This is a genomic window from Micromonospora sp. NPDC049201 (assembly GCF_055586805.1).
Genome location: NZ_JBVJHM010000016.1, coordinates 155,323 through 168,149, shown reverse-complemented (window position 1 = coordinate 168,149; position 12,827 = coordinate 155,323). Strand labels below are relative to the sequence as shown.

The window sequence follows — 12,827 nt, the reverse complement described above, 5'->3', positions numbered from 1 at the left end:
GAGGAGTGGGGCGACGTCAAGCAGGTCCCCGGCTCGCTGTCGGCCGTGCTCGACTCGCTGGAGGCCGACCACGACTACCTGCTCGACGGCGGCGTCTTCACCGACGACCTGATCGCCACCTGGATCGACTGGAAGAACGCCAACGAGATCGACCCGGTGCGCCTGCGGCCCACCCCGCACGAGTTCGCGATGTACTTCGACTGCTGACGTCGTACCCGTTCCGTCACCGACCCGCGTGCGGAGCCCGCGGGTCGGTGGAAACGGCATCCGGGAGGCCACCGGCCTCGTACCGTCGAGACATGGCGCAGCCCCGCGACGACCGGCCCGGAACGGCGGTGCGGCCGCGACCGACCGACGCCCCGGCGACCGCCGACCCGCTCACGCTCGGGGTGGAGGAGGAGTTCCTGCTGCTGGACCCGGTGACCGGGGAAAGCATGCCGGTCGCCGACCGGGTCCGCGACGCGCTCTCCGGGGTCGCCCGCGCGCAGAGCCGGCAGGAGTTCCGGCACAGCATGGTGGAGATGGTGACCCCGGTCAGCCTCGACCTGGCGTCGCTGCGGGAGCACCTCGTCGCGCTGCGTCGGGCCGCCGCCCGGGCCGCCGACGCGGTCGGGGCGCGGCTGGTGGCGGTCGGGGCGACCCCGGTCTGCGAGGCCCACCGCACGGTGCCCGACGAGCCGCGCTACCACGACATGTCCCGCCGGTTCGGGCCGGTCGCCCACGACCCGGCGGTGTGCGGCTGTCACGTCCACGTCGGGGTGCCCGACCGGGAACTCGCCGTCCGGGTCTGCAACCACCTGCGCCCGTGGCTGCCGGTGGTGCAGGCGCTCACCGCGAACTCGCCGCTGCACGACGGGCGGGACACCGGACACGCGAGCTGGCGCTCGATGCAGTTGGAACGCTGGCCGAGCATCGGGCCCACGCCGCACTTCGACTCCGCCGCCGACTACGACGCCACCGTGCAGGAGCTGATCACCGCCGGGATCATGCTCGACGCCGCGATGGTCTACTGGTACGCCCGGCCGTCCGCGTCCTACCCGACCGTGGAGATCCGGGTCGGCGACGTCTGCCCCACCGTCGACGACACCGTGCTCGTCGCCGGGCTGGTCCGGGCGCTGGTCGCCACCATGATCGACGAGATCCGCGCGGGCGTCCCCGCGCCGCGGATCCGCGACTGCCTGGTCGCCGCCGCGCACTGGCGGGCCGCCCACGACGGTCTCGACGGTGAGCTGGTGGACCTGCGCACCGGCCGACCCCGGCCGGCCTGGGACCTGGTCGACGAGCTGCTCGCCACCGTCGCGCCCGCGCTGACCCGGCACGGGGACCGGGAGCTGATCGTGCGGGAGGCGGAGCGGCTCCGGCGGGACGGCACCGGCGCCACCCGGCAACGGCGGATCATGGCCGACACCGGCGGCGACGTCCGCGCCGTGCTGGAGCGTCTGGCCGCGCAGACCACCGCGGCCTGACCGGTGCCGGCCGTGCCGTCAGCGCAGACCGGCGAACAGGTCGTCCTCCGGCGTCGGCGCGCCGGTGGTGTCGCGGACCCGGACGAACGTCTCCGTCCCCATCAGCTCGACGAACCGCTCCTGCCCGAGGCGCAGGAAGAAGATGTTCTCCGCCTGGCTGGCGTGCGCGGCCAGCGAGGAGAACTTCTGCTCACCGTGGGCACGGGTGTCCACCCAGGTGGTGATCTCCTCGTCGGGCAGGCCCAGCGGCGGCGTCGAGTCGGTCGCCTCCGGATCCGGGAACTCCACCCCGATCTCCTGCATGACCTTGCCGAACTCCCGGAACGCGCTGCGCGGCACCGTGGTCCAGTAGACCTTCGCCGGAATGCCGGTGCGCTCCACCGCGGCCATCGTGATGCGGTGCGCCTGGATGTGGTCGGGGTGGCCGTAGAAGCCGTTCTCGTCGTAGGTGACCACCACGTCGGGGCGGTAACGCCGGATCAGCTCGGCCAGCCGGTCGGCCGCCTCGGTGACCGGCGTGTTCCAGAACGCGCCGGGCGCGTCGTTGGTGGCCCAGCCCATCATCCCGGAGTCGGCGTAGTCGAGCGTCTCCAGGTGGGTGACCTTCAGCGCCTCGCAACTTGCCGCCAGCTCCGCCCGGCGCATCGCCACCACGGCCTGCGGGTCGTGCCCGGCCTCGCCCGGCTTGACGCCGTCGGGGCCGTCGCCGCACCGGCCGTCCGTGCAGGTCACGAGCACTGTCGTGACGCCTTCGGCCGCATAGCGGGCGAGGACGCCGCCGGTGCTCGTCGCTTCGTCGTCGGGGTGCGCGTGCACCGCCATCAGGGTCAGGGATCGCTCAGCCACCCCGTCACCATACGAGCATCCACCGACGCACTAGCATTGCCCGGTCCGCAGACGGCGACGGAAGCGAGGCACGATGGGTTGGCTCCGGCGGTTGCTGGGTGGCGGCGGTGGGGTCGAACTGGACCCCGAACGCCAGCGGACACTGCTGCGGGACGTCCGGCACTCCTACGGCGCGCACGCCCCGATCCGGTTCCCCGAGCAGGTCGACGCGATCGGTCGGCTGCTCGCCGACGACGACGGTCTGGTGGTGGCCGCCGGGATCGTGTGCGAGGCCGCCGAGGAGGCCCACGCCGACCTCCAGTTCCAGGCCCAGGAGGTCTACCGGCGCACCGGCCGGCGGCTGCTGGTGCACCGCCGCAACTACCGGCCCCTGTGGAAGGAGGCCGGGCAGTGGCTGCGCTGGCCGCTCGCCGCGCTGCCCAGCGGGCTGCACCCGTACGCGCAGGTGGCCGCCGCCGTCACGGTGGTCGGCGGCCGGGCGAAGCGCCTCGACCGGGTGACCGACCCGCAGCCGTTCGTGACCCGCCTGTTCGAGGTGCTCGACCTCACCACCGCCGGCTGGGAGTTCGGCCGGGTACGGGTCGACACCGACAGCGCCACGCTCGTCGAGCGGCTCACCGGCACCGCCGCGCAGGTGCTCGCCACCATGGACGATCCGCCCCGGCTGCCGCCGCCGGTCCGCGAGATGATGCGCCGCAACCACACCATCGACGTGTACGACCCGACCGCCCCCCGGGTGGTGGGTCGGATCAACCCCGGGGCGCGGCTGCGCGAGACGCTGCTGGCCTGACGCCGCCCACCCCGGGGTGTTCCCGCTCGGTCAGGTGGTCGTGCAGGTGAGATTCGTCGGCGGGTTGTTGGCCCCGGTGACCGTGCCGATGAAGCCGAACGTGGTGGACGCGCCGGCCGCCAGCGCGCCGTTGTAGTCGACGTTGCGCACCGACACGTTCGCGCCGCTCTGGGTGTGCGAGCCGCCCCAGATCTGGTTGATGACCTGCCCGTCGGGGAACGTCCAGGCCACCGTCCAGCCGCGGATCGCGGTCGCGCCGGCGGTCACCGTGACCTCGCCCTGGAAGCCGCCCGACCAGGAGCCCGTCACCGCGTACGTCGCCCGGGCGCCGGACGGCGCGGGCGAGCTGGTGGTCGGCGTCGGTGTCGGACTCACCGTGGGCGTGGGCGGGGGCGGGGGCGTGACGGTCGGCGTCGGTGTCGGCGTCACGCCCGGCCGCGCCGCCCGGTAGGTGCGGCCGGCCCGGACGGTGAACTGGACGACGTCCGTCTCCGGTCGGGTGGTGGCCGGCGTGCTGCCGTCACCGGCGTCGACGAGGGTGAAGCCGCCGGTGAACAGCCGGGACCGCAGCCGCAGCGTGCCGTCGCGGTCGGCGCGGACGACGATCTCGTCGGGCTGGCCGTTCGACCAGGCCAGCGCGACCGTGTACCCGCCCCGACCGCGTAGGCCGGCGACCTGCCCGGCGGGCCAGGCGGTGGGCAGCGCCGGCAACACGTTCAGCTCTCCGGTGTGACTGTGCAGCAGCATCTCGGCGATGCCGGAGGTGGCGCCGAAGTTGCCGTCGATCTGGAACGGCGGATGCAGGTCGAACATGTTCGGCGCCAGCCGGTCGGTGCGCACCAGGTCACGCAGGAGCTTGTGGGCGCGGGCGCCGTCCTCCAGCCGGGCCCAGAAATTGATCTTCCAGGCGAGCGACCAGCCGGTCCCGTCGTCGCCCCGCAGCTCCAGCGTCCGGCGGGCGGCCTCGTAGAGCGCCGGCGTGCCGCGCTTGGTGATCTGGTTGCTGGGGTGCAGCCCGTACAGGTGGGAGACGTGCCGGTGGGTCCGCTCCAGCTCGATCCAGTCGGCGAGCCACTCCTGGACGTTGCCGCGGGAGCCGACGCGGCTCGGGGGCAGCCGGTCCTTCGCGGTGCGCACCTGGGACCGGAACGTGGTGTCGACGCCGAGGACCTCACTGGCTCGGGCCGCGGCGTCGAACAGGTCGCGCAGGATCTGGTTGTCCATCGTGGGGCCGGCGCAGACGCTCGCGTTCGCGTGGTGCGGCAGCTCCGGCGAGTTCGACGGGTTCGTCACCAGGTAGCCGAGCGTCGGGTGGGCGACCAGGGTGTCCAGGAAGAACTGGGCGGCGCCCTTCAGGGCCGGATAGTTGGCCTGGAGGAAACCGAGGTCGCCGGTGAACAGGTAGTGGTCCCAGATGAGCGTGCTCAGCCACGCGCCACCGGTCTGCCACATGCCCCACAGCGCCCCGTCGACGACCGAGGCGCCCCGCCACGCGTCCGTGTTGTGGTGGGTGACCCAGCCGCCGGCGCCGTACTGCGCCTGGGCGACCCGCGCGCCGGTCACGGTCAGGTCCTTGATCATGTCGAAGACCGGCAGGAAGCACTCGGACAGGTTCGTGGTGTCGGCCGGCCAGTAGTTCATCGGCAGGTTCGCGTTGATCGTGTACTTCGAGTCCCAGGACGGGGCGAGCGAGTCGTTCCAGATGCCCTGGAGGTTCGCCGGTTGGGTGCCCGGACGCGAGGAGGAGATCAGCAGGTACCGCCCGAACTGGAACAGCAGCGCGGCGAACTGCGGATCGTTGGTGCTCGCGTGTTGCGCGATCCGGACGTCGGTCGGCTGGTCGGCCGCGGCCGTCCGGCCCAGGTCGATCGTGACCCGGTTGAACAACGCCTGGTAGTCGGCGAGGTGGCGGCTGCGCAACTGGTCGACCGCCACGCTCCGGGCGGCGCTGAGCCGGTTGCGCGCGATGCCCTGGTAGTCGCCGTTGACGGTGCGGTAGTTGACGTAACTGGAGCCGATCGAGACCAGCAGCGTCACGCTGGTCGCGCCGGAGACCCGCAGCGTCCCGCCGGAGCTGCTGACCGTGCCACCGGTCACGGCGGCGTTGGCCAGGGCGAGGAACCGCACCGCGCCGGTGACGCCCTCCATGCTGCCGGAGATGCCGTCGAGCCCGATGGTGGCGGAGTCCGGGCTCGACACGGTGGTGCGTTGCGGGCTGTCGAAGGTGGCGGAGAAACTGATCGAGTTCGCCCGGTCGGCGGTCAGCCGGACCACGACCACCTGGTCGGGCGCGCTCGCGAACACCTCCCGCTGATGTCGTACGCCGCCCAGCACGTAGCTCGTGGTGACCGTGGCGGTGGTGAGGTCGAGCGTCCGGCGGTACTGCGTCGCCCCACCGGACGAGCCGAAGGCGAGCCGGAGGTTGCCCACGATCTGGTAGGCGAGCTGACCGCCGGGGGTCCCCATCATGGTCTGGTTGATGAGGTCCTGCGCCGAGGTCCACTGGTCGGCGAAGACGCGTCGCCGGATCTCGGCCAGGTTGGCCGCGCCCCGGGTGTTGGCGGAGTCGTACGGGCCGCCGGCCCAGACCGTGTCCTCGTTGAGCTGGAGCCGTTCGGTGTCGACGTTGCCGAACACCATCGCACCGAGCCGTCCGTTGCCGATCGGCAGCGCGCGGAGCCAGTCGGTGCCGGCCTCCTCGTCGTACCACAGCGCCAGATCGTTCGCGGCCAGCACCTCGGGCGGCGCCACCGAGCCGGCGCGGGCGGCGGCGGTCCAGGCGGCCGGCGCCAGCGCGGCGCCGGCGCCCGCCGCGGAGGCCTTGAGAACGTTTCTTCGGGTCACTTCTGACATGGTCTTCTCCCGGGCACGCGGATCAGAGGCGGGTGCAGGTGAGCGACGGCGTCGTCGCCGTGCCGTTGGCGGTGAAGCCGAACGTGGTGGAGGCGCCGGCGGCCAGGCTGCCGTTCCACGCCTCGTTGGAGACGTTCTGGGTGTTGCCGGAGGGCGCGTTGCGACCGCCCCAGAGCTGGGTGACGTTCTGCCCGTCGGCCAGCGTCCAACTGACCCGCCATCCGCTGATGGCCGAGGCGCCGGCGGTCACCGTGACCTCGCCCTGGAAGCCGCCCGGCCACTCGGTGGCCGTCCGGTAGGTGGCGGCGCAGCCGCCGGGAACCGGCGTGGTCGGCGAGGCCGTGGGCGACGCGGTCGGCGAAACGGTCGGCGACGCGGTCGGCGAAACGGTCGGTGACGGGGTGGGCGTGGTGCCGTCGAACTGGGTGAAGAACCTCCACACCTCGCCGGGGACCCAGGTCCGCGAGCCGCTGTCGCCGCCGGCGCCGTCCTGCGGAGCGGCGATGTGGCCGCCGTCGAACGCCGCCCACACCACCGGGTAGCCGGGCCGGCAGCCGGAGTAGGCGTAGACCGTGTGGGTCAGGCTGCCGGACCTCGGCTCCGGCGGGTTGGCCGCCGTGCAGCCGTTGTTGGCGACGAAGCGGTCCCGCAGCGCGCGTCCGCTGGTGATGGTGTCGCCGATGCCGTGCACCCCGAGGTACGCGATCGGCTGGGTGCCGCCGCCGCATCCGCTGAGCGTGCCGGGCGAGGACTGCACCGCGACCGCGCGGAACACGTTCGGCCGGGCGCAGGCCAGCGCGTAGCTCATCCCGCCGCCGTAGCTGAAGCCGACGGAGAACCGCTTCGTCGGGTCGACGCACAGGTCGCCCTCGATCCGGCGGAGCATGTCGTCGACGAACGTGACGTCCTCGCCGCCGGAGTTGGCCCAGCCGTTGCTGATGCCCTGCGGCGCCACGAAGATCGTGCTGTTGTTGGACAGCCGCAACAGGCCGTAGTAGGACCACACGTCACGTTGCACGGTCTGGCCGGTCGCCACGTCCACGGCGGTGCCGCCCCACCAGTGGAATCCGAAGACCAGCCGGTACTGGCGGTTGCGGTCGTAGTTGTCGGGGAGCTTGAGGATGAAGCTGCGGTTCTTCCCGCTGCTGGAGATGGTGTAGGTGCCGTTGGCCAGGGTCGGGGCCTTGCCGCAGCCGGCCGTCGCGGCAGCCGTGCCGGCGTCGGCGGCCCGGGCGCTGCTGCCGAGCCCGCCGCTGACCATCGCGGCGCCCATGCCCAGGGTCAGCAGGACGGCTGCCGCGACCGACCCTAGTCTCGTGCTACGTGTCGACATGCGTGTCTCCTCGGAATGCGGTGGGGACGACGCAGGGGCGCCCCGCGTCACCGGCGGTCGTTCGCCCCAAAGCCACATCGCTGTCGACGGATGGTTGCAGGGAGAGCCTGTTAGCGCTAACAGATGCTGCCCAGGCATCGCGCGCCCAGTCGACTCACCGCCTGCTGGCGCCGAGCTCCCGATCGCGCGCCGCATCGACCCATATGGACTCTCATGGATGAGAACGGTGGCCGTCAAGAGATGACGACCAGGTTTCGAGAAAGTTCGGGTACGTCACCTACCGAACGTCATCCGACCCGGCGACGCCACCAGGACGGCGTTGTTATCGCTAACGCACTTCGGTCCGCCGGAGGCCACGACCCGATGGCCCGCTCCCCCACCGCCGACGCGGCGGGCCGAGCGGGGCGCCGCGGCGACCGGCCGCCCCACGCGGGTCACGTGCACGACCCGCTGCGGCGCCACGTCCAGCAGCGCGCCGAGCGTGTCGCGGGTGGCGGCGACGTCGACGAGTTGGCTCAACGGGTGCGCCGCCAGGCCGGCGGCGTGCAGCGTCAGCCACACCCGCATCAGCACCCGGCCGAACTCGACCTGGCCGGGTGCGTCCAGGCCGGGCGGGGCCACCAGCGCGAGCACCGCGCCGCCGCGCGCGAGCGGATCGTCGCCGGCGGCGAGCAGCCGGGGCAACCCCAGCGGGCGCAGCACCGGATACCCGGCCAGCGCCGCCCGCAGCCCGGTGGCGGCCGGCCGGGACAACCCGAGGCAACGATCGCTCAGCCCGTCGGCCCGGTAGTCCGGCCGCGCCGGGTCCAGCCGCAGCCAGCGACGCAGCTCGGCCACCACCGCCGGGTCCGCGTAGACCTGCCGGTCGGCGGCGCGCAGCAACGCGCCGAGCCGCCCGGCCCCGGGCACGAGGCGGACCCCGCCGCCGGCCCGCCGGGCCACGGCGTCGACGGCGGCGAGCACGTCGGCGTCCGGGCCGCCGGTGAACCGGCCCCGGTCGGTACGCCGGTCCCAGACCTCCGAGGTGCGGAACGGCGTGCGGTACGGCTGCCGCGCCGGACGCAGCCGACCCACCCGGCGGTCGTGCTCGTCGTGGTCGGCGACCCAGTCCAGTCGCAGCCCCGCGTCGGCGGCGACGATCAGGCAGGTCTCCACGAACGCGCCGAGCGACAGCCGCAGGTCCCGCCCGCTCGGGTCGCCGGCCGGCAGCGTGTCGGCCGGGTCCCAGCCGACGGTGATCGCCCAGCGCTCGTAGCGCAGCCGCCACGGCTGGGTGTTGTGCGCGCTCGGCGCGCGCCAGCACAACGGCTCCAACGCGCGGAACGCGGCGAGGTCCATGTCATCGCTCCTTCGCGTAGAACGTGTAACCGTGCAGCGGGCGGCCACCGAGCCGGCGGTACTGCGCCGCCGAGGCCGGGTTGTCCCGCCCGACGTAGGTGCTGCGCAGCGTGGTGTAGCCGCCGGCGTACAGGTTGTGGTGCAGGTGCGCGGAGAGCAGCCGCTGGTAGCCGTGCCCCTGGAACTCCGGCAGCACACCCTTGACGATCAGCACCGCCTCGCGGCGGTACCGACGGCGGGTCGCCAGCAGCCGGAGCTGGTTGACCGGGCCCAGGTCGCCGCGGGCCGCGACCAGGAACGCGCTGATGTCCGGTACGCAGAGCACGAACGCCACCGGCTGCCCGTCCCGGGTCAGGTACAGCAGCAGCGCGGAGTCCAGCAGGTACGCCAGCCCGTCGGTCTGCCGGCGCAACTGCGCGGCGGAGATCGGGGTGTAGTAGCCGAGCTGGGCGAACGAGTCGTTCAGCATGCCGCGCAGCAGGTCGAGTTGCTCGTCGAGGCGCCGCGCGTCGCCCCGGTGCAGCTCCAGCCGCGCGCCGTCCGGCTGCCCACCCAACCCCGGCGGCGGCTCGACCGGGGCCGGCACCGGACAGATCCAGGTGTCGGAGACGAACCGGCGGGCGAAGCCGTACGCCTCGTAGGCGGCCGGGTAGCGCGGCGGGTTCCAGGCGCTGTCCACGAAGCCCCGGTCGTCGAACCCGGACGTGATCACGCCGCCGGCCTGGTTGGGTAGCAGCGCCACCGGGCCGAACAGCAGGTCCCGGTCGGCGCCGGTGTGCGCGGTGATCGCGTCGAACAGCGGCCCGGCGGCCGGCGCGGTGAACTCGGTGAGCCCGAACAACTGGCACCGGCGGCCCAGCTTCGCGTCCAGGTCCGCGTCGGTGTGCAGGGTGGTCCGCCCGACCACCGCGCCGTCGGCGTCGCGCAGCACGTACAGCGGCACGCCGTCGGCCCACCAGCGGCGGATCTGCTGCCGGGGCGTCGGCACGTACCGTGGCTCGTCCGCGTACAGCCGGTCGGTGAGCGCGAGGAACTCGGCCAGGCCCCGCCGGCCGGTGACCCGCTCGAACCGGTGGCCGCTCACCGGCGTACCGCCGGTCCGGTGGTCTCCGCGCCCAGCGGGGTGAACGTGTCGATGTGGCCCATCGCGCCGTCCTCGGCCCGCCACGCGCCGTTGGAGTAGCCGTCCGGCGAGGCCGTGTAGAGCCGGATGAACCCGGCGGTCGCGTTGCGCCCGCCGTCGGTCAGCCAGGCCATCAGTTTGCGGTGGTGCCGGGTACGCGCGAAGCGCAGCATCGCGTCCCGGTCGGTGAAGAACGCGATCGTGCCCAACGTCAGTGGGAACTGCCAGTAGACGGTGTGCCAGCAGTAGCCGGACATCCGGCGCATGTCGCGCACCATCCGGAACCAGTCGGGGGCCAGCCGCAGCAGCACCAGCGGGCTCGCGTAGCGGGTGCCGCCGATGAACATCGCGCCGGCGCGGGCCTGCGCCGGGGCGCGGGAGAAGTCTCGGGTACGCATGGTCACCTCACCACCAGGTAGGCGTTCTTGATCTTCTGCGGGCCGGCGAACGGGCCGGTTCCCGGTTCGTGCAGCTCGATCCGCAGGTCACCGGCGGACGGGTCCTCCAGCAGGGACTGGGCGAAGTCGCGCGACACCGAGGTGAGGTGCCGGCGTACCCCGTCGCGGCAGGCGGCGGCGAGCGCCGCGCGGTCGGCGGCGGCCAGCGGGCCGCGCAGCTCGACGTGGATCACCGGCCGGGTCTCCAGCGTCGCGTCCTCGACCAGCGCCAGGCAGAACCGGCTGATCGCGGCGGCGTGCGGGTTGCCGGTGTAGAGGCCGTACTCGACGTCCTGCGGGTAGAGGTTCGCGCCCAGGTAGGAGATCGTGGAGTCGCGCCGGCCGAACAGCAGCAGCAACGGCAGCGTCATCCGTTCGTCGGCCGTCGCGGCGCGGAACTCGGCCGCGCGCACCGGGTCGGCCGCGGCCAGTTCGGCGATCCGCCGGTACGGCACCAGCAGCGCCTCGTCGCCGACGTTGTAGCGCAGCCGGGGCTGGAGCACGTCCGGCCCGGCCACCGTGCAGACCAGCTCCCGCCGCTCGTTGGTCTCCAGGTAGGTCGCGAACGGGTTGTACTGGAACACCATCGGCAGCCGCTGCTCACCGTCGCCGAGCAGGTCCGCGCGCAGCCCCGGGTCGGTCCGCAGCCGGCGCCGCAGCCACACCGTGAACCGGGTCTCCGCGCCGATGCCGATGGTCAGGTCCGACGCCCCGTACGCCGAACGCACCCGCACGAACCGCTGCTCCAGGTAGTCCCGCAGCGCCTCGGTCATCCCCTCCCCGCCGCAGCTACCGAAGATCCGGTACCGCGACCAGGGGAAGTCCTCGGCGTCCAGCCGGTCCCGCAGGTGCTTGAGGAACGGCGGGTACGCGGTGACCAGGTAGTCGTGCTCCGGGCCGAACTCGCGCAACGTGTCGATGATCTTGCCGAGGTCCGGTCCGGTGTTCTTCACCACCGCGATCCGGGCCATCGCCGCGCCGGTCGTGGTGCCGGTCGCCCAGGCTCCCATCGAGTACGCGTTGATCACGAACGGCCGGCGCATCGGGAACACCAGCCCGGTGTAGCCGGCGATGTCCCGGTGCACCGCCCGCAGCTCCCGCTCGCCGCGCGGCCAGTTGAACGGCCGCCCCGACGACCCGGCCGACTCGTCGACCACCACGCCCCGCTCCGGCAGCCGCCCCCGCCGGCACCGGGCGGCGGCGTCGTGACCCACCACGTACCCGAGCTTGTCGGTCTCCGGGAAGTCCCGCAGCCGACGGCGGACGCCCGCCGGACGGGCCCGCAGGAACTCACGGTAGGCCGGCACCCGCCGGGCCGCCCGCACGCACGCCGCACGCGCGTTCGCCTCGGCCAGCCGGTCGAGCGCCGGGTGGTGCCGCCGGGCCAGCCACCGCCACCCGGCCGGGTGCCGGCCGACCAGCCGGACCAGCGTGGCCACCGCGCGACCGGTGGCCGACAGCGCGACCTCGCCGGGCAACGGCATGTCGACGGTACGCAGGGCGGCGGGTCGGTGCAGTGTCTCGGCCATGACAAGGATCCTGCCGACGCCGACGCGCCGACACCTGAGCCGTGGCACGGGATTCCTGCTGAGTACGCGTACCCAGCGGCGCTACGGAGTCAGCAACGCGCCGTCGTCGACCGCGCGCGGCATCCGCCGGGCCACGCCGGCGAGCAGATCCGCGACCTGCACGCGCGGGTCGTCCCGGGAGTCGGTCATCACCAGGCCGGCCAGCGGCGACTCCCCCGCCGGCAGTCCGGCTCGGTCGGCCAGCGCCCGCTGGAGGCGACGCAGCCGGTCGGCGGTGAGCGCGCTCTGCTCGTCGTGGGTCACCAGCACCCGCCGCCGCCCGGCGCTCCAGAACAGCACGGTCTCGGCCAGCGCCGGCAGCAGCGGCTCCAACGGCGGCGGGATCGTCCGGTCCTCGGCGTAGAGCCGGGCCTGGACGGCGACCACCCGGGCCCGGTCGAGCGCGGTGAGCACGGCGTCGGTCGGCGTGTGCCGCAGCAGCGCGTCCCGCGCCGCGAAGAACCGTTCGACGCTCCCGTCGCCGCCCCGGTCCCGTCGCTTGGTCCGCAGCATGTCGACGAACGCCGTCAGAAAGGCGTTCCAGTCGGGGCCGGCCGTTCGTCCGGCCCGGTGCAGCGCGCGGGCGCCGGCCCGGCGTTCCCCGGCCAGGCGGGTGCCGGCCAGGTAGGTCGGCTCATCCAACAGCAGGTCGACCACGCGAGTGGTCAGGAACAGTTGCTTGTCGACGAGGTGGACGTACGCCCGCCCGCGCAGTGCTGCCAGGAACCACGCCAACGCCTCGGCCGCCTCGGGTCGGCGCAGGAACTGCCGGGACTTGAACTCGTGCGGTGCGAACCGGAAGTCGGAGCGCAGCGTCGCGACGAGTGCCGCCGCCTCGTCGACGCCCAGGTCGACGCTCGCGTGCGCGATCACCGGCGTGGCGGGGTCGAGCAGGTTGGTGCCGGAGAACCCGGACTCGTCGCAGGCGATCTCGACGAACACGCCGGACGGCGTCTCCGCCGGCGGCAGCCCACCCTGGAGCGGCAGCCTCATGCCCGGTCCCTGGCCATGCCGACCATGATCGCCGACCCGGCGCGATCCGACCACCGGTTTGGGCACCCGACCGGGGTTCC

The 12,827-nt window shown here is 73.4% G+C and carries 10 protein-coding genes and 1 pseudogene; 3 read left to right on the top strand and 8 right to left on the bottom strand.

Annotated elements, in window-relative coordinates:
• Together ACZ6O5_RS28850 and ACZ6O5_RS28845 are read left to right on the top strand one after the other, a co-directional pair.
• Nucleotides 1-207: pseudogene (locus tag ACZ6O5_RS28850) on the top strand (type I glutamate--ammonia ligase); the annotation flags it as partial.
• A gap of 92 nt (nucleotides 208-299) precedes the next feature.
• Entirely contained in the window at nucleotides 300-1,466 is a 1,167-nt protein-coding gene (locus tag ACZ6O5_RS28845; protein ID WP_465981152.1) for a carboxylate-amine ligase, read from the top strand.
• 18 nt (nucleotides 1,467-1,484) lie between these two features.
• Here the strand turns inward: ACZ6O5_RS28845 and ACZ6O5_RS28840 are convergent, their stop codons facing one another.
• Nucleotides 1,485-2,312, bottom strand: a complete 828-nt coding sequence (locus ACZ6O5_RS28840) for a PIG-L family deacetylase (RefSeq protein ID WP_465981150.1) — start codon at nucleotides 2,310-2,312, stop codon at nucleotides 1,485-1,487.
• 73 nt (nucleotides 2,313-2,385) lie between these two features.
• Here ACZ6O5_RS28840 and ACZ6O5_RS28835 point away from each other — a divergent pair, with 73 nt between their 5' ends.
• Nucleotides 2,386-3,102, top strand: coding sequence for a hypothetical protein (locus ACZ6O5_RS28835; RefSeq protein WP_465981148.1), 717 nt, complete (start codon nucleotides 2,386-2,388; stop codon nucleotides 3,100-3,102).
• Between the two features lie 30 nt (nucleotides 3,103-3,132).
• On the opposite strand, the gene ACZ6O5_RS28830 is transcribed toward ACZ6O5_RS28835, so the two are convergent.
• From ACZ6O5_RS28830 to ACZ6O5_RS28800, 7 genes are all read right to left on the bottom strand, one after another.
• Nucleotides 3,133-5,955, bottom strand: a complete 2,823-nt coding sequence (locus ACZ6O5_RS28830) for a glycosyl hydrolase family 95 catalytic domain-containing protein (protein ID WP_465981146.1) — start codon at nucleotides 5,953-5,955, stop codon at nucleotides 3,133-3,135.
• Between the two features lie 22 nt (nucleotides 5,956-5,977).
• The gene (locus ACZ6O5_RS28825; protein WP_465981144.1) at nucleotides 5,978-7,288 is read right to left on the bottom strand and encodes a cellulose binding domain-containing protein; all 1,311 of its coding nucleotides are present in this window, start codon (nucleotides 7,286-7,288) and stop codon (nucleotides 5,978-5,980) included.
• A gap of 273 nt (nucleotides 7,289-7,561) precedes the next feature.
• The gene (locus tag ACZ6O5_RS28820; protein WP_465981142.1) at nucleotides 7,562-8,626 is read right to left on the bottom strand and encodes a nitroreductase family protein; all 1,065 of its coding nucleotides are present in this window, start codon (nucleotides 8,624-8,626) and stop codon (nucleotides 7,562-7,564) included.
• A gap of 1 nt (nucleotide 8,627) precedes the next feature.
• Nucleotides 8,628-9,710 (bottom strand): GNAT family N-acetyltransferase, encoded by a 1,083-nt coding sequence (locus ACZ6O5_RS28815; protein WP_465981140.1) that lies wholly within the window; start codon nucleotides 9,708-9,710, stop codon nucleotides 8,628-8,630.
• Complete coding sequence (locus ACZ6O5_RS28810; RefSeq protein WP_107155405.1) at nucleotides 9,707-10,147, bottom strand: DUF4188 domain-containing protein; 441 nt, start codon at nucleotides 10,145-10,147, stop codon at nucleotides 9,707-9,709. The genes ACZ6O5_RS28815 and ACZ6O5_RS28810 overlap by 4 nt, the downstream gene beginning before the upstream one ends.
• A gap of 2 nt (nucleotides 10,148-10,149) precedes the next feature.
• Complete coding sequence (locus tag ACZ6O5_RS28805) at nucleotides 10,150-11,715, bottom strand: phenylacetate--CoA ligase family protein (RefSeq protein WP_465981138.1); 1,566 nt, start codon at nucleotides 11,713-11,715, stop codon at nucleotides 10,150-10,152.
• An 81-nt stretch (nucleotides 11,716-11,796) separates the two neighbouring features.
• Entirely contained in the window at nucleotides 11,797-12,747 is a 951-nt protein-coding gene (locus ACZ6O5_RS28800; RefSeq protein WP_465981136.1) for a DUF3800 domain-containing protein, read from the bottom strand.
• Nucleotides 12,748-12,827: the final 80 nt, after the last annotated feature.